Origin of the sequence: Micromonospora sp. NPDC047707, from assembly GCF_040704235.1 — a bacterium.
Classification (GTDB): Bacteria; Actinomycetota; Actinomycetes; order Mycobacteriales; family Micromonosporaceae; genus Micromonospora.
On record NZ_JBEYSU010000043.1, the window covers coordinates 14,351 to 32,439 of the forward strand.

Below are 18,089 nucleotides of genomic sequence, written 5' to 3' on the forward strand. Positions count from 1 at the left end.
GTTCATCACCTGGCATCGAGGTGACCGCAGTGCCGTTCGCCGGCCAGCGACGGCCGTTCGGTGCGGACCGGTCGACGGACGCCGGCCAACTCGGACCGCTGTACCCACGCCTATCGGACATCGCTACTCCCGCTCGAGGAGGTCGGGGCGAGATGCCTCCGCCTGCGCGCGATGGCCTCCCGTACGGCTGGTTCGGCACCGGCGGCGGCGCGCAACATCCGCTGACTGCCGCGGAGCCGCCCGCCACCATCACTGAGCACCTCGGCGGTACGCCGGTCGTCGGGCAGCTCCATCACGGTCGGCAGCTGCAACCGCTGTTCAATGTCCCGCCGGCTGTAGGGGCCGTCGCCGATCAGGGCCAGCGCGAGTGCACCAGCTCCCTGCCCGTACTCGGTGAGCTCCCGCCGGAGCAGCCCGGCTGCGGCGGCCGCCGGAGCGATGGTTCGCAGCGTTGCCGTCCTCACCACGAGGAGGAGCAGGTCGGCGCGGAACAGCAGAGGCCACGGCGGCGCACTCGTGGTCAGGCGACCGCAGTCGGCGATGACGTCGTAACCGTCCTCGCGCCGCTCCAACTCGCTGAAGAACGCCGCCAGCGGCTCCCAGGTCGGCCGGATGGTTCCCGCCTGTACCGGGTCGTTGATGCCGGGCAGCAGCAGCCGCCGTCCCGGGTGCTTGGCGTCGAGGTCGACCACTTGGTGGGCGAACGTGTCGGCGAGTTGCTCGCGCAGGGCAGCCGCCGCCAGCGGCAGCAGACCGACCGGTGGGATCTCGAAGCCGGAGAGATAGCCGCTCAGGATGCTGCCGCCCGCGGGGTCGCACTCAGCCAGCACAGTGCGCCCGCTCCAGGACAGGGTGCAGGCCAGGGCTGCGGTGGTGACGCCGGGCGATCCCTTGGCCGAGACCATGGCGATGACTGCCACGTCAGTTCTCCGTGGTCAGGGCAACGACGATCCGGCCGGCGGCGGCGCGGGCGGCCACGAGCGGCCCGTCGCGCTCGAGGACCGCGACGTTGAGCAGCGTCGTTCCCTCCTTCACGCCGTGCCGTACGTCCACGACGATGGCCTTGATGCTGATAGGTGCCGCCGTGGCCTGCTGATTCGCAGCGGGACCTTCGTCGGTGGTGATGACGAGGAGGACCGAGGCGCCCGGCTTCACCCGCTCGGCGGGCATCCGCTCCTGCGGGAGGCTGATGCCGACAAGCTGCCTACCGGGACCGGGCAGCGCGGCGTCGGTGAGCTGTGCCTGGGTCAGCAGGGTGCCGGGCACCAGTGCGACTGCGGCGAACTTGCCGATGACGGTGTCGGCGGCGCTGGCCCGGATGGGCTCGAGGGCCGGGTCGACGGTGATGCGCACGGTGTGCAGGTCAGACCGGTCGATCGTGGCGCCGACCTCCACCCGGGCGGCGACCGCCAGATATTCTGCGGTGCTGCCTACCGTGCGGAGCACGGCGGCGGCGATCACTCCCCCGGCGGCGATCAGCGCCACCGCGAGCCAGACGAGCGCTGGCCGCCAGCGCCGTTGCGGCGCGACTCGGGGCACCGCGTACGGTGCGGCGACGGCCCCGTCGGCACGGGGAGATGTGGTCGGCGCGCTTGTCATGACGTGATCACCTGCAGTTCGTCGATGTCGACGGTGGTGGTGGAAGACAGATCGATTGACTGGGAGCCGTTGTTGCCACCTCCACCGCTCCACGTGATCAGCCACGAGGTGGTCGCCGTGATGGTGAACCGCCCGCCGGGTCGCGTGCTGCTTGGCCGGGAGTAGCCGTCGTATCCGCAGTCCGGCGACCTCCGGTTGCCGAACGACGGCTGGTACGGCGTGCCGGGCTTGGTGCAGGTGACGGAGTTGCCGTCTCCCATGCTCCAGACGATCTTCTGTGCCCGGGCGGTGGCGGTGACCGACCGGCCTGGCACTGCCGCGCTGCGGGTGATCGGGCCCCACGTCGTGGGGCTGACGTTGTTCCAGAGCCAGATCGGCAGCCCGACCAGGCCTGAGCCGCTGCTACGGGGAGCGATCCCGATGTCGGGTCCCTTGAGGTTCATCGCGGCGATGGCGCGTTGCGCGAGTTCCTGATAGGTCGGCAGGAGTCCTGCGGGTGGGTCCGGTGACCAGGTCGTCGTCTGCGACGGAAGCCCGCTGTAGATGCCGCAAGTCCGGAGGATCCAGTAGCCGTCGGTCCGTTCGCCCGGCGGCGGTGAGATGCGCTTGATGTAGCACCATCCGTCCCACACGCCGAACTCGTCGACCACGCACGGAACCGGCTGCCCCTCGTAGTTGCAGCCCTTGCCGGCTCCGCCGCCGCCGTTGCTGCCCCCGCCGTCGCCTCCGCCCTCGGTGCCGCCGTTCTCGACCACCCAGTAGCAGTTGCCCAGCGCATCGCAGTGCTCGTAGTCCGCGTGAGCGACACCAGGCCCGAGCAGAATGCCGGCACCGACCACCAGGGCCAGCGTCGCGGCGGCGCGGCTGATCCGGTTCAACATGGCCTCTCCCGTTGAGCGTTGACCTCGCGGATCCGCCACTGGCCGTCGTCGAACAGCTCAGCCTTGGCGATCACGACGTACCTGGTGGCCTGTCCCTCCGTGCGCACCGACTTCTTCGTCTTCTTCGAGACCACGTCCCACCTGCTGGTGTCGAAGCAGTCCTCGATCTCGGCGGTGAAGGGACGCTGCAGCGTGTCGACCCTGCGCACAGCCGGCGTAGAGGTTGGCTGCCCGGTGGTGATGAGCCCCTGCTGGAATTTGATCAACAGATCCTGGCGGACCGTCAGCAGTGCCGGGTCCGCGACGAACCTGTCGAGGTCGGCGTTGTAGTCGCCCTCGTTGGAGGCGGCGACATAGCTCCGGACGTAGTTCCGGTACGCGGTCAATGCTGCCGCCCCGGCCTCGGCCTCCTCAGCGTCGACCGTCGGTGACGGCGATGCCGACGCTGCCGAGGCACTCGTGCTCGGCGTGACGCCAGGCTTCTCGTCCGCGCAACCGGCGACACCGGCGAACAGGGCGCCAGTGAGCCCAACGGCAAGCCAACGGGCTGCCGGTTTCACGGCCTTGCTGGTCATCGCGGTCAAGGCGTACCCCCCCTCTGACAGCTGGCATGGCTCAGGCCCACGCCGGCGATGCTCATGGTCGGGACCGCAACCCCGAGGCACGGCAGTCCACCATCGACCTGCGCGGCTGCACCTCGCGCTGATGTCCACCCCGCGTGTGCGCGTCGCGGGATGGCGATGGCCACGGGGCCGCCAGGAGGTTCCACCTACCTGAGCGGCCCCGCGACCCCCTCGGCTCGACGGCGTGCCGGCCGGTGTCCCGCCATCGGCTGTCTGCCAGCCGAGCCCGCCAGCGAGTGCTGCGGGATGCATCCCCCCGTTGCGCTCCTGATAGAGCTGATCCCTCCCACTGGCAACTCCCCCGTTCGGATCAGTGGCCCGTCACCGTCGACCCCTGAAACACATGCGTTGAGCGGACCGCACCTGCGCTTAACGCCCGTTTCTCAACGCAGAGGCGATGATACGCTCACGTTCGGTGTGCGTGTCAACACCTGTTTCGCCGGCGCCTCCATCTGCGACACTGTTGTTTAGGTCGCTGGAGGGTGAAGGATCATGGTGGAAGATCGGCACGTTGAGCTAGAGTTACCGTCGCTCGACACGCTGGCCGCCAGGCTGGAGTACCTCTTCGACAAAATTCGGCCCAGCCCCGAGGAGCTGAGCGACTCCGACGAAGCTGGACGTCGCTACACGAACAAGGAGATCGCCGACAAGATCAACGCAGCCTCGGGCGCAACCGGGGTCACCATCAGCGCCGCCTACATCGGTGAGCTACGCCGGGGCGTGGCCAACGACCCCCGGATGTCGCACGTACGTGCTTTGGCTGCCGCCTTCGGCGTGAACTCCGGCTACTTCGTCGACGAAGCGGCTGCGCGACGCGTACAGGACCAGATTGGACTGCTCAACGATCTCCGTCGGATGGACGTCAAGCGGGTGGCACTACGCCAGGTGCTTACCGACAGTGGACTCTCGGCCACGGACACCCAACTGATCGAGCAGATGGTGGCGCGGTTGCGAGCCGTGGCCGGAAGCGCAGGCCCCGAGGGGTCGAGCGACGCATCTGACGATCGCAGGTAGCGGTGCTGATCCTTCGGTGGCAGTACACCGATGAGCGGGGGAACGCTGACGTGACGTTGAGTCGACTACGCAAGCGCTGCGAGCAACTGTTGGCCGCGCTGGACGCGCCGGAGCCCTTCGACATACATACGCTGTGTCGGGTTCTGGGCGAACGCCGGGGCCGGCCCATCCACCTGGTACCGATCAAGCTGCCGGCGCACACGGTGTGCGGGATGTTCGTACCGACCGGAGAGTTCGACGCCATCTTCTACGAGCAGGACACGTCGCCCCTGCATCAAATGCTGATCATCGGCCACGAGCTGGGGCACCTCATCGCTGGTCACCAGATCGCAGAGATCCTGGATCAGGACGCCTCGCGGATGCTGCTGCCGGACCTCGACCCGGAGTTGGTCCAGCGCAGTCTCGGCCGCAGCAACTATGCCGCCGCGGAGGAACGCGAGGCCGAGATGATCGGCTCGCTGCTAATTCGGCGAGCGCACAGCGTCGCCACCGCACAGGACGACGCGCCGCTCGACGGCCGACAGGCCGAACTGTACGACCGGCTGCGGCACTCGCTGGAACACCCCGACTGGTAGCCAGGGATGGACAGCGCCCTCTACGCCCTCTGCGCGATCGCCGGCTGGACTGCCTTCGGCTACATGCTGCGGCTCCAACGCCGGCAACCGAGCCACGCACGCGGCGCAATCTGTGTCGCGCTCGGCGCCTTCGCCCTCGGGATCACGCTCGCCGTCCCGCCCCTCGCCAACGCCATCGATCGCGCGTCAGGACTCCCCAATCTGGCGAAGGTTCTCTCCCACGGCTGCGCGATGGCGATCGCCGCGAGCGCCGAGACCATGCTGCTCCATCTCGCGCTTCCACGAGCCAAGGCGGCCTCTCGGACCCGGCTCTGGATCCTGGTCACCAGCGGCGCCTTCCTCGCCATGGCCGGGCTGTTCGCCTACACGCTGACCTACGACACCCCGGTGCTCCTGACCGTCGAGTACGCCACCGACCCCGCGGTGACCGCCTACCTGCTGATCTTCATGGTCCTCGGCTTCTTCGCCTACTGCATCGACATCAGCCGGCTGTGCTGGCGCTTCGCCCGGATCTGTGGACGCCCCTGGCTGCGCCGCGGTCTCCGCATCACCGCAGTCGGCGCAGCCTTCGCCCTGCTTTACAGCACCAACAAGATCGTGTACCTGATTGCCTACCGGAGCGGCTACCAGCCAACCGGCGAGCGGGAGATCGCGGCGGTGCTGGTGACCATCAGCGCGCTGCTCATGATGGTCGGCCTCACCTTGCCGGCCTGGGGTCCCATCCTGACGATCACCAGGCGCTGGGACGATTTCCGCTCGTACCGGCGGCTGGAGCCACTCTGGCGGGATCTCATCGCCGCGCTGCCGGAACTGGAACTCGACGCGAGTCTGCGTCGACCCCTCACCGCCGTACGGGACATCGACTACGCCCTGACGCGCCGGGTCGCCGAGATCCGGGACGCTCGACTCGCGCTGCGCCCGTACATGGACGCCAGGGTGACCGCGCTGGCCGAGCAGTACGCCGAGCAGGCCGGGCTCGCTGCCGAAGAACGGCGAGCCGCTGTCGAGGCGGCACATCTGGCCTGCGCGCTGCGCGAACACCGCGCAGGCGCTGCGGTCACGCTCCCTCTACCCTCGGATGACCTGCACCGTCCCTCCGGGGGTTACGCCGGTGAGATCGCCTGGCTGACGCTCGTGTCCATTACCTACACCCGGTCGTTCGTGGTGGCCAGGACGCTCGCTGCCTCCCGGCACCTGCCCGCCTCGCAGTCCACTCTTGGAGACGCCCACCGATGAGAGCTCGATACGCCAACCTCGCTCGTATCCGCGCCCTCAACCCCGAACATGACTACCTGGCCATCTACCAGACGATGCTGCGGTACGAGTTCCCGTGGGACATGAAGCTCGGGCTGAACCTCGCCTTCAACCGGTCCTTCTCGATCCCGTCGATCGCGGCCGTGCACACAGCGACCGGCGAGCTGACCGAGCGTACGCAGAAGCGCATCGACGACACCGGGCTCCTGATGTACGAGATGGTGCTCAACGGCTTCGACCAGCCGCGGGGGCGGGAGGCACTGCGACGGGTCAACCAGATCCACCGCCCGTACGACATCAGCAACGACGATTACCTCTACGTCCTCGGCTGCCTGGTGGTGATCCCGACTCGCTGGCTGCAGCGGTACGGCTGGCGCCGCCCGTGCTGCCACGAACGGCAGGCCACCTACCTCTTCTACCGAGAGCTCGGCCGTCGGATGGGCATCCACGACATCCCCGACTCCTACGAGGCGTTCGAGTCCTGGTTCGACGCCCACGACGCGGCCCACCTGAGGCCCAACGACGACGCGGCCGCCATCGAGCGAGCCACCCGCATGCTGATGCTCACCCGCATCCCCAAGCCCCTCGCTCCGCTGGGCAACGCGCTGGTCAGCGCCATCTACGACGCGCCCCTCCGGCGGGCGATGCAGGTCGACGCGCCGGCGTGGCCGGTCCGGGCTGGTCTGCACCTAGGGTTGAAGGCGCGCTCGCGGTTCCAGCGTTGGTTCGGAGCACCCCGGACGACGCCGTTGTTCGCCGATGGGATCAAAACCAAGAGCTATCCCGACGGGTACGAGGTCAGCCAACTCGGTCCGCAGGATGCCCATGTGCCTGGCCATCCCGGCGCATGAGCGGGCGGCCGGCGTTGCTATCGGCGCCACAGCGCGTCGGGAAGCCTCACGCGCCCGGCAGGGTTGAGCTGATCCTGCTCGCTCTCTCAGTCACGCCGCTGCTGCGGTGGATGGTCGTTCGCCTGGCCGTCCCCGCGGGTCGGGCCAGCCGGCGATCCTGCGAGAGCTGCGGCGTGCAGGTGAGTCTTTTCGGGCCCGGCTGGGGTGCACTGCTGCCTCGCGGTCGATGCGGCTGGTGCCGGCAACGGGCGGGGGCCCAGCCGTACCTGCTCGAGCTCTGCGCTGTGGTCACGGTGGCCGTCGTGGTCCTCGCCGCTCCCACCATGCCGGTGTTGCTGGCCGGCCTGTGGTGGACCGGTTGCGCGGGGCTCGTCGGTGTCGTGCTGTTGGCCACCGGACGTGTGCGTCGTGGGGCTCACATCCCGATGGGCCCGTTCTTCATCGCTGGCACGGTGGTGATGCTCGCGGTCACAGCTCCGGCCGCGCCCGGGTAACTGAGCCGAAGGGTTCGGTCGGGAGAACATACAGGTCGCCATTGCCTCGATGGTCGCGGTAGGACTTCTGGCGGGTCGGACTGGTGGGGATGGCGCACACGCAGCTCGACCGCGCCCTCTGCGAGAGCGCGAGAAAGCGACCCGCACCATAGAATGTTCGTCCTATGACGACCCTGGACGAGAAGCATGCCCGTATGCGGCGGATCTTCCGCGGCGAAGAGACCTACGGGGAAGGTACCTTCGCCGAGCAGGCGCAGAGGTTCCGGCTCGCGGAGATCTACGACGAGGCCGTCGAGGTGGCTCGGGACAACTCCAGGGACGTCGAGTGCCCACCCGTGGATCTGTTGATCAGTCTATCGGGATTTTCGCCGGAAACGACTCTCCTAGCCTTCGCCCTCACCCGCCCAGCCAAGCTTCTGATCATCTCGTCGGCGAGCACCGAAGCGACGATTAACGCCATCTGGCAGAAGCTCGCGGGCAAGATCGCGTTTGCCGACATTCGGCACGTGTCCTGTGACCCGGTGGATCCGACGAGCATCTACGAGATCGTTCGGAAGGAGGTCAGCTCGTTGCTTAGCGGCGACCGCCCGCTGCGGGCGATCATTGACATCACCGGCGGCAAGAAGGTGATGAGCGCGGGGGCGGCGCTCGCCGCGTCACAGCTCGACCTCCCCATGTGTTACATCGACAGCACGTTCGATCCAGAGATCCGGCAGGCGCTGCCGGGCAGCGAAAAGCTGTGCGTGCTGCCGAATCCGACAGCCCTCTTTGGCGACAAGGACATGACCGCCGCGATGGCGATGTTCCGCAGCGGGGCATACACGGGTGCACGCCAGCGGTTCGAGGAGTTGAGCGGGTCGGTGTCGGAGCCGGTCCGCGTTCGGTTCCTGCGCGACCTCGCCGCGCTGTACGAAGCCTGGTGTGACCTCAATGTCGACGGGCTCCCCGAGCACATCGGCCGCGTCCGGGAGCACCTCCGGGGCAACCGGCCTGGTCTCGACGCCGCGGTCGCCCAGCGGATCGGCAAGCAGTTGGAGTTTGCGGAGTCGCTCGCCAGACGGGCCGGTCCGGAGATGCTGCTCAACTTCTTCCTGCTCGGCAATCACTACCAGGACCTGGGGCGCTATGACTTTGCCGCCCTGCTGTATTACCGCAGCATTGAGAAGGCCTTCGAGGAGCGGCTGTCCGACACGTTCGGTCTCGACCTGGAAAACCCGGACTACTCGAAGCTCGGCGACCCGATCGACCTGGCTAACAGGTACGCGACGTTCACCGGAACTCTATACGGCACGCCGACACCGGCGCTACCCCGCAAGGTCGCCTTGATGGATGCCATGATCCTGCTCTATCTGATGGACGACACCACGCTGAGCGCACTCAAGTGGAACAAGCTTGCCGCTGTGCAGAGCATGCGCGGAGTCGTCGACGCACGAAACCGGTCGGTTCTAGCGCACGGCACCGAATCCGTGTCGCACGCACAAAGCACGGACCTGCGGGGCAGGGCTCTCGCACTGTTGCGGGCGTTCTGGAGCGAGCACTCCCCCGGCCAGAACATTGGTCAGCACATCGAGGCCCTGCAGTTCATTCGCGAGGTCTGATGGAATCACATCTGCTCAAGCCGGAACACCCGCGCTCCGATGGTCCACCGCCGATGAAGATCGGTGAGCTGGTGCTGTCGACGCCACAGCGCCTGTCGCTGCCACCCGGGGTTACGCTGCAAGAATTTGCCGATGACTTGACCGGCGGCGTGTGGATCGCCCGATATCGCTCGTTGGGGCGGTCCAGATATCAGGCCTACCGGCTCGGCAGCGCGCGTTTCGAAGCAAGGGTACGGCGACGCAGAGCCCGACACACCAACGCTTGGCTGGCAGAGCTTACCTTCATCGATGAGACATCCTCGATGGAGCGGCGAGTTGATCGCATCGTCCCAAGAATGGTGTCACTCGAGCCAAACTACCGTGAAGTTCCCTTCGACATGGAAGATCTGCTGACTCAGGCTAAGCAATGGCGAAGTGCGTACCAGGCCCGCGGTCCGGCGCAGGCGTCCATTCGACTGCAAAGTTCGGTGCACAAGGAATACGACCGCCTGAGACGTCTTCTAGGGATCGTCGAACAGCGCCCGGAACCAGCCGAGCGAACCATCGCGGGCACCGTGATCAGCATCGAAGAAATTGAGGATGGTCGGAGCGCGGTGGTCATCGAGGCGGAGCCGGGCTCGGACCTGACAGAGTTCGATCGCCGACGGGTCATGGTCACCGCTCCCGGCGGCCTGACGGTAAACACCACTGTGCAGCGGGTAAGAATCGGACGGCTCGCCGTCCGTCAACCATCGCATTGGACACCGAACATCGGTACGACGGTCAAAATTAATCTGGTGAAGCCGTTCGGGATGCGGCAGAATGCTTCTGCCTTGCAGGACTTCCTCAACCGCGAGGTGGAGGGCTCCTGGGATGACCTCGCCCGCCTTCTCTGCCGGCCCGACGGCCTGACCGCCGTACCCGACACGTTCATCCCTCCTGAGCATTTCTTCTGCGACGACGACCCGGCCGGGGTGCCGTTGAACGAGGAGCAACGCCGGGCGGTCGCCGGTGCGGTCTCGTCGCCGCACACGTTCCTAATCCAGGGACCACCGGGAACGGGGAAGACTGAGGTCATCTGCGAGATCGCGAGACAGCTGACCGCCCGGGGTGAGCGGGTGCTGTTGCTGGCGCCAAGCCACGTCGCCGTCGATGAGGTGCTGAGCCGGATCGGCCGCAAACCCGGCATCAGGCCGCTCCGGATCACATGGAGCGACGACCGTGTCCAAGAGGCCGTGCATGACTTCCTCGAACCCAACGTCGGCGGTGAGCTCGCTGGCCGGATTCTCAAGCCCGAGAACGGCGGCCAGGACGTACGGTGGGCACGCGAGCTGCAAGACGTCGAAGAACTCATCCGCGCTGCCGGACGCGCAAAGTCCGCCATCAGCCAAAAGCGCCGTCAGGCGAATGTCGTGGCGCAGGCGCGCGTAGCGCTGGCGGCTAGCATCGACCGCTGGAACCGGGCTCGGACCCAGGCTGAACAGGAGTCGGGATTGCTGCAGGCCGCTGCGGAGCGGGCGGTCGCCAGGCTCGCTGCGGCCGAGGAGTCGCTGGCCCGCGTCGTACAGCAGTACGCCGGTCTCCTCCAGAATGCTCAGCCCGTGCTCTCGCCACTGCCGCCGCTGGCCAGGCGGTGTATCTCCGCGATGGATATTCTGGCGAGGGCCGATACCGCCCACGCCTCCGCCGAAGCCAGGTTACGGCGGAGGGTGAGTGAGCTGAGTTCCCAGGTGCGACGGGCAGAGCTAGCCGTCACCCAAACGGCAGCAGAGTTGCACACCACTCGGACGATGTTGGCTAGGGAGGAGGCGGCCCTTGAGCAAGCTCGCCAGCACCTCAACGACGCCGTCACCCACCAGACGGGGCTAGGGCGGGTGCTCACGGCTATGCATCTGGGCGGTGTCACCGCGGCGCGGCGCCAGCTCGCCGAAAGTAGGGACCGCACCGCTCGGCTGAGAGTGCAGTTGTTTCGCGCAGCTGCCCGAAATGGCGAGGCCGAACGAGATCTCGCGGCTGCCAGGGCCGCTCATGCCGCCGCCGTCGAGCAGGCACGGGAGCGGGTCAGCAACGCGCGCCGGCAGACGGCGACGGCAGATCGGCAGGCCGAGCTGCAGTGGACCCGTCTCGCGGAGATCGCTGACCGCGGTGGCGCACAGACAGCGGCCATCACCGATCCTGAGGAACGCCGCCGGATCGCGGTCTACTTGGCCGAGGTGATCCCGCCACTGCTGGTGTCGGAAGCTCCGACTTCCCGGAACGCCAGCCGCCCCGCGTCCTTAGGTCCGATAGCAGACCTCGCCGGTCAGCTATCTCGGGTGCTGTACGAGGTCACGAGGGCTCGCAAGGAACACCGAGACGCCGAGAACGATCGGACGTGGTGTGCACGTGAGTGGGAGATCGGCCGGGACCGGATCGAACGGACGCTTACCGACGCCGGCGACGAACGCACCGCCGCGGAAGCGCGACTCGGCGTTGCCCTGCGGCGTCTTAAAGAAGTTGACGAGGCGCTGACTGGGAAATCCGAGAATCCGGCCGATCACGACGCGGCCATCCGGCAACATGTGCGCCGTCGGAGAGTCCTGCAACGGCTGCCGGAGTTGCACCGGCGATGGTGCGAGCTGGCCGCTGAGCAGTCGGACGAGCGTCTCGCCACCGACATCCGACAGTCGCTGGTACGGGCCGCGAACCTCGTCTGCGCGACCACCAAGGGAATCGTCGGGCGAGGCAGCGAGGTGGTGCGGTACGCCGACTACGACACGCTCATCGTCGATGAGGCCAGCAGGGTCACCGAGAGCGAATTCCTCATCGGAGCTACGCGGGCGCGGCGGTGGGTTCTGGTCGGCGATGAGCATCAGTTGCCTCCGCACGTCGACCAGCGTGACGAGTACTTCCTCCATGCTCTGACCGCGCTGCACCGCATTGGCCGTGGCGCCGACGAGACTGTCGAGGCCGCCGTGCGGCACCTGGCGCAGGTCTGGGCCGAGGACGAGGAACTGCACAAGTTCCGGACCCAGAGCGTGCTAGAGGTCGCCGAGGAACTGGTCGCCGATGGTTCTTGGGAGAGCACCTTCCGCGACCAATTCTCCGCGGCGTACGGTCAGATCGTGAGCTCGGCGTCCAGCGATGACGCGGACCGTCGGGTACTGGAGGCCATGCTGCGTCACCTGGTGCAGAGCCTCTTCCAAAGAGCGGTCGTCCGATGTCCCGACCTACTCCGCCAGGAACTTGTCTGGCAACGCCGCATGATCGAGCCGCTCGCACGGATCGTTGATCAACCCGTGTATCAGGGGCGGTACCAAACGCCGCCAGCAACCGACCTCGAACGTGTTGGCGTCACGCCGCTGGTGCTCACCGAAACGCTCACCAAGCCGGTAATATTCGTCGACACGAGCCACTACCAGGACGCCGGCGATGAGCCCCTAGACCACGGTTTCATCAACAAATTGGAGCAGGTCCTCGTCGAGCGCCTCTGCCGCCTTTACGACGAGGGGCTCGGACGGGCGGCCGCCGCCCCGATCACCGTCAGTGTTCTCGCCTTCTACCGCGCCCAAGCCCAGCAACTGGCAGCCCAGCTGCGCGCGTCCGACCTGCCGCGCTTGAAGTGGGAGGTCATCGACGTCGTCGACCGCATTCAGGGCCAACAGAGTGACGTCGTCATCATCAGCTTCACCAGGGCGCGCACCCGGGGACGAATCGGCCCCAACTACGGGCAGTGGCTGCAGGACATCCGTCGCCTCAACGTCGCGTTCACCCGAGCGCGCCGTGCCCTGGTGATCGTCGGTCATGGCCGCACCCTGCGGGCGCTTGCCGATCCCGGCGAGGGCGGCGTGCCCGGCCAGGCGCGGATTTTCTACGAAAACCTGTTCCACCTCATCGATCAAGACGCCGACTTCATGCGGATCCGCCGACTATGACGGTTCGGTTCACCTTTCAACAGGCGCGCGAGATCGATTCCAAGGCCACCGTAGTCGTACAGGAAACCCTCCTCGCCGTCGAAATTTGGCCGGACGTACCGATGACACGAAAGATCGAGGAAAGCCTTACCGCCCTCGATCGCCTGATCATCGAGGCGGCGATCGCGCTCGACCCTGCCTACCCGATCGACATCGAGGAAATCACCGGCATTCCGCAGTCGGCGATCGTCACCATCTTCGGCAGGCTGGTACGTCTCGGCCTGCTTGAGGCGCGCGAGGCCGAGGCGATCGCGACCGAATCGGCCCAGGTGGCAGTAAAGCAGACAGCGGTGGCGCGGCTCCGCCCCACCCAGGTGACGCTGCTGTATCTTGCAGACACCGACGAACTCATAGCCCTTCCCCAGAACTCGGGCCGGCGGGCGCCGAGAATGGACCGGGCAGAGCCGGCCGGATACGTCGACGTAGACCGTGGTGCCGGCCTGACCCCCCGACACGAGATTATCGCCGACCGCATCAGCCGGCAGATGATCCTGGGCCTGCCGAAAGACATCGTGGCGGCGGTTCCCACAGATGATCTCGTCCCAGACTACAGCCCGCAGTATCGCTCAAGTGGGCGCGTGGAGACAGGCGGCGACGGATCGCATCGGGCGCGCTTAAAGGTCGAGGTAGGCGCCACGAAGACTGTAAACCTCCTCGTCCCCCACGCCGACAACCTGACGAGGCGCTGGGCGGAGCTGGCTGAGCAGGCGGCGTACGCCGCCGACGGCTGGGGTCCGGTCGCGGCGAAGTACACCGGCCGGGCTTGGCGATACGAGCTGGGTCATGAGGCGGCCGTCGCCGCAGCGACCAGCGGGATCCGTCTCGGCCATCCCGGCGGCCTGCTGATACAGGGAGATCGGGACGTCGTCTACGTCGACGTCGAGTTCACCCCAGGTGACAGCAGCGCCGCACGCACGTTCGCGCTCCAACACGCAATGGCGGAGGCCGCAATGAAACCCGCCGCCGAAGCCACCTCCCAACGGTTGGCATTGATTGTGGAAGCCAGCGCGACTCGCTACGGACTGGCCCCAGGAGAGTTGACCCCGGCCCACGTCCGCAGCGCGCTCTGGAGCGCCCGGCATTACCAGCATGTCTACGCGTTGCGGCGCGAGGAGGACTTCCCCTTTGAGTGACATCGACCTGGGGCTGCGCACGCTCAAGGGCGGCTACTTCCTCAAACGCGAGGATGCGCCGCAACGAACCCCCTTCGTGTCACAGCACAAGGGACAGGTGAAGGGCTACCGCCACTGCCTGACCTATGCCGGAGGCGGTTCGACCATCCGAGAGGAGCTCATCCACCTGATCGACTCGGCAAAAAAGCGGGTCTTCGTCGCAACGCTGTTCCTAGGTGACGAGGATGTCCGGCACGCCCTCGAGCGGGCTGCCAGCCGCCTCCAAGGCGGTGTCTATGTCGTCTCGGCGCTCGATGACCGCGGCCTAAACCGGGCCATCAACGATGCATCGGATACGATGGACATTGATACGCAGATCGAATACCGCAACTTCACCCGTCTGACGACCAGCGGCATCTACGTCCGCGGCTACCCGGGCTTGCACGCGAAGTTTGTCGTCGTAGACGATGCGCGCGCGCTGGTGTCCAGCGCAAACCTGGTTACCCGCTCGTTCAACACCGTGGCCGAGAATGGCCTCGTCTTCGAGGACGTCGAGGAGGTCGCCGTACTGGCTTGGGTGTTCCGGCGGCTTTGGCGACACAGTGCCTGGGACATGCCTCCGGCACCCACGCATCACTCTGTGCATGACCGGATCCCCGACGACGACGCCCTACCCGACAGCCATCACGGCAGCCGAATCCTCTGGACTTGGCAGGAGCAGCATCGAATTCTCGACTCGATGAGGCGCACCATTGACCAGGCCGTCGAAGAACTGGTCCTCGCGACGTTCAGCATCGGCAACATGACCTTCGGCCTGCCGAAGCAACCGGCACGGCCGGAGTTGCTGTACGAGCCGGTGTGCCGTGCGCTAGATCGCGGAGTCCGGGTCAGGATGTTGCTGCGCGGTCGAAACATCTCCGAGGCCTCGCGGGCGGAGGCCTCGGCGTTTCAGAAGGCAGGGGTGGAAATTTATGCCGACCGCCTGACTCATGCCAAAGGATGCATTGCGGACGGACGAACCGGTTCCGTGTTCTCCGCAAATCTGATGACGGCGATGGGTCTCACCGGGGGCATGGAACTTGGAACTCAGCTGGACGGGACGGGTGCGGTCGAGGACGCGTGGCATTACTTCCAACACTGCATGACTGAGTCGGACCTGGAGTTCAAAGTCGACCCGCCAGCCCGCGCCGCGGCCGATCGGCTGCTGGCGGATTCGTTGCACCATTGGCCACGCGCTCCGCAAGGCGTCGTTACCTGCAGTGACCAGACCTGGATCCAGCTGAGCTCGCACAGCGGACCTGCATTGTTCCAGCAGGATGGCGAGGGTTTTCTGATCTTCAGCGGCTCACGCCGATACCGGCTTTCCGGTGATCGGGCACGGTGGCTGATTGAGCCCGCGTCAGGTCTCCCGAGGCCTCAAGCCAGCGGGCACTTACTCGAACGCTGGATCTCCCCCCGCCGCGGCGAGTCCCCGCCGACGATGGAAGTCTGCGGCATCTTCGCGCCTTTGATCAGCCGGGAGAGAACCGCCTAAGTTGCCAAGGGACCGTCTATGGCTACGTCACGCCGTGAACAACATCCGCTCATCCGCTACATGAGGTTGCGGTGACCAGGGGCGCTACTGCAGTCAGGGCAATCTTCGTCACCTACTCCAATACTTACGGCGAAATGACCTCACAGTCGCAGCGGTCTGCGGATGGCAGCCACCTGCCGGCTCCAACCGCTGACGGCGATGACCTTCCCGACATCGCCGGTCCTCGGCGCCTGAACGAGGTACTGCCGTCCGCTCCGGTCGGTCCCGATGTACATGCCGACGTGGCGGGGTCGGGACATTGTGCCGTCGGAGCCGGGGATGAAGATCAGGTCGCCGGGTCGCATCGCCGCCAGTGAGGGGACCGCGACGCCGGTGTGTACCTGGTCGGCGGTGACCCGGGGGATCTGCACGCCGCCTTTTGCCCAGGCGGCCATCATCAGGCCGGAGCAGTCGTAGCTGTCGGGTCCTTCGGCGCCCCAGACGTAGGGCTTGCCTCGTTGGGCCAGCGCGAAGGAGACCACGGCCCGAAGGTGCGGGTCCGTTGGCAGGACGAAGCCATCGGGGAGGCCTGCGTCGTCCAGGGGCGGCAGCCCGTCGCCGCCGTCGCTGGTGCAGTCGATGTTCAGCCCGTCGCTGATCACCGTAACCAGCTGCTGAGCCTCGGGCTGCCACTTCGCGTACGCGTTGGGGTAGGCCGAACGCTGCACGGCCTGTGCGGCCTGGGTGAGCGGCATGGTTTGCCAGCCGTCGACTTCGACCAGGTGCTCGTAGAACTTCCTGGCGGCGTAGCGGGGGTCGAGGATCTGCTCGGGGGTGCCCCAGCCCTGGCTGGGTCGCTGCTGGAACAGGCCGAGTGAGTCGTGGTCGTTGTCCGCGCCGAGGTGGCCGAGGTTGCGCAGGGTGGACTCCTGCATGGCGGTGGCGACGGCGATTTCCCAGCCGTAGCGCGGCACGTGCATCTCGGCGCCGACCGCGACGATGGTGGCGGCGTTGCCGACCTGCTCGGAGGTCCAGGATCCCTGATCGGGCCAATTCGGCGGCCCGGCTGTCGCGCCGGGCGAAGCGCTGGGCGGGCCGATGGTGCAGGCCATGGCCGGGCTGACGCCGAGCACCGAGAACGCGACGAATACGACGAGCGCCAGAGGTGCCAGGAGCACGATGACGAGCCCGCCGGTGAGGATCAGCCACGGGCGGTTCATCGCAGGCCGGCCCGGCGGATTCCGTACCCGGTGACTCGCCAGCCGGGCCCGTCGGGGCCGCCGCGACGCAGGGCGCAGTCAACGATGCTGCGCTCGGTCCAGCCGCGCCAGCCGTCCTCGCCGACGGGGGTCGCGGTCACCCGGAACGCGCGCCGGGCGCTGACCGCGGTGTCCGCCAGGGGCTGCGGGTCGACGGAGGGCTCCACGATGGCGGTGATGTAGACGCGGTGGTGGGCCCAGGTCGTCCAGCGGCCGTCGCGGTCGGCGGCGGCGCTCTGTCCGGCCAGCGTGCTGCTGGCGAAGCGCATGGCCCGCTGGTAGGCGTCGCCCGGACCCGCGTCGCGGCGGGTGTCGGCGCTGTAGAGGGCCATGACGAACCGCCGGCACACCTGCCCCGGCTCGGCGTACGAGAAGCCGGGCTGTGTCGGCGGCGGCACCGCAGCGGCCACGCCGGCCGGCCGAGCGCTGGCCGCGGGCCTGCTGGTGCTCAGCTCGGCCGGCGTCGGCTCTGAGCCGGCGGCGCAGCCGGTAACGGGCAACGTCAGGGCCAGTGCCGCTGCTGCTCGGATTCGCGCGTCCATGGCGACGACGGTGTCTGGTCGGCGGGGCCGTTACCGCTGCCGGCCGCCGCTGGTAACGGCGGTAACGGAGGCGGCCACACCAGCGTCAACGCTGCCGTCAGCAACGCCTGGTCAGGGTCCATGGCAGATGCCCGACTGGGGTGTCCTGACCTTCGGGAGGCCTGCTGTGCTTGCTCACTACCTGACCACCGTCGCTGCCCTTGTGGAGGGGCAGATCGGTGTCGCGGCCGACGTTCTGGCCGCTCCGCCGAACCCTGGCCCCGCCGCTCCGCCCGGCCTGGAGGCGACCGGGAACCTGTTCATCGGCTGGATGAAGTGGATCCTCATCGTCGCCGGGGTCGGCGGCCTGCTGGTGTGCGGGATCATGATGGCCGTCGGTCGTCGCAACCGTTCGTCATTCGCTGCCGACGGCGCCGCCGGCATCCCCTGGGTGCTGGCCGGGCTGACATGTGGAGCGGTCGCGGCCGTCGTGGTCGGCGCGGTCCTGCCGAGCTGAGCCATGACCTACGACGTCATTACTCGTGCCCGCCGTACCACGCGCCGCTGGCTCACCGCCGTTTGTCTGGCCACCGCTGCGCTGGCCGGCGCTGTGACCGTCGCGGTGGTCGGCGCCGGACCTGACAGGTCTGTCACCTCACCGGCGGGTCCGACGCCGATCCACTTCGACGTCGGCCCGGCTGACGGTAGCCGGGCGGACCTGCCCAGCGACCTGAGTTGGGCCGACGTGGCGGGCGTATCGGTGCCGGTGTCGGGCCAGTCCGGTCCCCGCTTCAGCAGCGGGGGTCAGGCTCTCGGGTTCGCGCACGACCGCGCCGGCGCCGTACTCGCCGCGGTGCACATCA

At 67.4% G+C, this 18,089-nt stretch carries 16 protein-coding genes and 1 pseudogene; 11 read left to right on the plus strand and 6 right to left on the minus strand.

The window, feature by feature from the left end; translation table 11 throughout:
- Positions 1-110: 110 nt before the first annotated feature.
- From AB0873_RS28525 to AB0873_RS28540, 4 genes are read right to left on the minus strand one after another with little or no spacing between them, the layout of a single operon-like run.
- Complete coding sequence (locus AB0873_RS28525; RefSeq protein ID WP_366603537.1) at positions 111-920, minus strand: ParA family protein; 810 nt, start codon at positions 918-920, stop codon at positions 111-113.
- A 1-nt stretch (position 921) separates the two neighbouring features.
- On the minus strand, positions 922-1,599 hold the full coding sequence (locus tag AB0873_RS28530; RefSeq protein WP_366603539.1) for an SAF domain-containing protein: 678 nt from the start codon (positions 1,597-1,599) through the stop codon (positions 922-924).
- Positions 1,596-2,480, minus strand: coding sequence for a hypothetical protein (locus AB0873_RS28535; protein WP_366603541.1), 885 nt, complete (start codon positions 2,478-2,480; stop codon positions 1,596-1,598). The genes AB0873_RS28530 and AB0873_RS28535 overlap by 4 nt, the downstream gene beginning before the upstream one ends.
- The gene (locus tag AB0873_RS28540; RefSeq protein ID WP_366603542.1) at positions 2,474-3,055 is read right to left on the minus strand and encodes a hypothetical protein; all 582 of its coding nucleotides are present in this window, start codon (positions 3,053-3,055) and stop codon (positions 2,474-2,476) included. Before AB0873_RS28540 ends, AB0873_RS28535 begins: the two co-directional genes overlap by 7 nt.
- A 540-nt stretch (positions 3,056-3,595) precedes the next feature.
- Here AB0873_RS28540 and AB0873_RS28545 point away from each other — a divergent pair.
- From AB0873_RS28545 to AB0873_RS28585, 9 genes are all read left to right on the plus strand, one after another.
- Positions 3,596-4,117, plus strand: coding sequence for a hypothetical protein (locus tag AB0873_RS28545; RefSeq protein ID WP_366603544.1), 522 nt, complete (start codon positions 3,596-3,598; stop codon positions 4,115-4,117).
- A 2-nt stretch (positions 4,118-4,119) separates the two neighbouring features.
- A complete protein-coding gene (locus AB0873_RS28550; RefSeq protein WP_366603546.1) occupies positions 4,120-4,692 on the plus strand; it encodes a hypothetical protein in 573 nt (190 codons plus the stop codon).
- A gap of 6 nt (positions 4,693-4,698) precedes the next feature.
- Positions 4,699-5,928 carry an MAB_1171c family putative transporter gene (locus AB0873_RS28555; RefSeq protein WP_366603548.1) on the plus strand — a complete coding sequence of 410 codons (1,230 nt, stop codon included), beginning with the start codon at positions 4,699-4,701 and terminating at the stop codon, positions 5,926-5,928.
- Positions 5,925-6,797: an oxygenase MpaB family protein gene (locus AB0873_RS28560; protein ID WP_366603550.1), complete on the plus strand. Its 873-nt coding sequence runs from the start codon at positions 5,925-5,927 to the stop codon at positions 6,795-6,797. Before AB0873_RS28555 ends, AB0873_RS28560 begins: the two co-directional genes overlap by 4 nt.
- A 293-nt stretch (positions 6,798-7,090) precedes the next feature.
- Entirely contained in the window at positions 7,091-7,291 is a 201-nt protein-coding gene (locus tag AB0873_RS28565) for a hypothetical protein (RefSeq protein WP_366603552.1), read from the plus strand.
- A 164-nt stretch (positions 7,292-7,455) separates the two neighbouring features.
- On the plus strand, positions 7,456-8,889 hold the full coding sequence (locus AB0873_RS28570; RefSeq protein WP_366603553.1) for a hypothetical protein: 1,434 nt from the start codon (positions 7,456-7,458) through the stop codon (positions 8,887-8,889).
- Positions 8,889-12,782, plus strand: coding sequence for an AAA domain-containing protein (locus AB0873_RS28575; RefSeq protein ID WP_366603554.1), 3,894 nt, complete (start codon positions 8,889-8,891; stop codon positions 12,780-12,782). Before AB0873_RS28570 ends, AB0873_RS28575 begins: the two co-directional genes overlap by 1 nt.
- A complete protein-coding gene (locus AB0873_RS28580; RefSeq protein WP_366603555.1) occupies positions 12,779-13,954 on the plus strand; it encodes a helix-turn-helix domain-containing protein in 1,176 nt (391 codons plus the stop codon). The genes AB0873_RS28575 and AB0873_RS28580 overlap by 4 nt, the downstream gene beginning before the upstream one ends.
- Positions 13,947-15,467, plus strand: coding sequence for a phospholipase D-like domain-containing protein (locus AB0873_RS28585; RefSeq protein WP_366603557.1), 1,521 nt, complete (start codon positions 13,947-13,949; stop codon positions 15,465-15,467). The genes AB0873_RS28580 and AB0873_RS28585 overlap by 8 nt, the downstream gene beginning before the upstream one ends.
- A 140-nt stretch (positions 15,468-15,607) precedes the next feature.
- Here AB0873_RS28585 and AB0873_RS28590 read toward each other — a convergent pair whose 3' ends face one another.
- Positions 15,608-16,666, minus strand: a complete 1,059-nt coding sequence (locus AB0873_RS28590) for a C40 family peptidase (RefSeq protein WP_366603559.1) — start codon at positions 16,664-16,666, stop codon at positions 15,608-15,610.
- Positions 16,663-17,247: a hypothetical protein gene (locus AB0873_RS28595; RefSeq protein ID WP_366603561.1), complete on the minus strand. Its 585-nt coding sequence runs from the start codon at positions 17,245-17,247 to the stop codon at positions 16,663-16,665. Before AB0873_RS28595 ends, AB0873_RS28590 begins: the two co-directional genes overlap by 4 nt.
- A 166-nt stretch (positions 17,248-17,413) precedes the next feature.
- Here AB0873_RS28595 and AB0873_RS28600 point away from each other — a divergent pair, with 166 nt between their 5' ends.
- A complete protein-coding gene (locus AB0873_RS28600) occupies positions 17,414-17,743 on the plus strand; it encodes a hypothetical protein (protein ID WP_366603562.1) in 330 nt (109 codons plus the stop codon).
- 3 nt (positions 17,744-17,746) lie between these two features.
- A pseudogene (locus tag AB0873_RS28605) lies at positions 17,747-18,089 on the plus strand (hypothetical protein); the annotation flags it as partial.

Bases quoted from the DNA above. Each gene is read 5' to 3' on its own strand.
- AB0873_RS28590 (WP_366603559.1), bottom strand. From the start codon at position 16,666: ATGAACCGCCCGTGGCTGATCCTCACCGGCGGGCTCGTCATCGTGCTC.
- AB0873_RS28530 (WP_366603539.1), bottom strand. From the start codon at position 1,599: ATGACAAGCGCGCCGACCACATCTCCCCGTGCCGACGGGGCCGTCGCC.
- AB0873_RS28575 (WP_366603554.1), top strand. From the start codon at position 8,889: ATGGAATCACATCTGCTCAAGCCGGAACACCCGCGCTCCGATGGTCCA.
- AB0873_RS28545 (WP_366603544.1), top strand. From the start codon at position 3,596: ATGGTGGAAGATCGGCACGTTGAGCTAGAGTTACCGTCGCTCGACACG.
- AB0873_RS28540 (WP_366603542.1), bottom strand. From the start codon at position 3,055: ATGACCAGCAAGGCCGTGAAACCGGCAGCCCGTTGGCTTGCCGTTGGG.
- AB0873_RS28560 (WP_366603550.1), top strand. From the start codon at position 5,925: ATGAGAGCTCGATACGCCAACCTCGCTCGTATCCGCGCCCTCAACCCC.
- AB0873_RS28595 (WP_366603561.1), bottom strand. From the start codon at position 17,247: ATGGACGCGCGAATCCGAGCAGCAGCGGCACTGGCCCTGACGTTGCCC.
- AB0873_RS28555 (WP_366603548.1), top strand. From the start codon at position 4,699: ATGGACAGCGCCCTCTACGCCCTCTGCGCGATCGCCGGCTGGACTGCC.
- AB0873_RS28570 (WP_366603553.1), top strand. From the start codon at position 7,456: ATGACGACCCTGGACGAGAAGCATGCCCGTATGCGGCGGATCTTCCGC.
- AB0873_RS28535 (WP_366603541.1), bottom strand. From the start codon at position 2,480: ATGTTGAACCGGATCAGCCGCGCCGCCGCGACGCTGGCCCTGGTGGTC.
- AB0873_RS28580 (WP_366603555.1), top strand. From the start codon at position 12,779: ATGACGGTTCGGTTCACCTTTCAACAGGCGCGCGAGATCGATTCCAAG.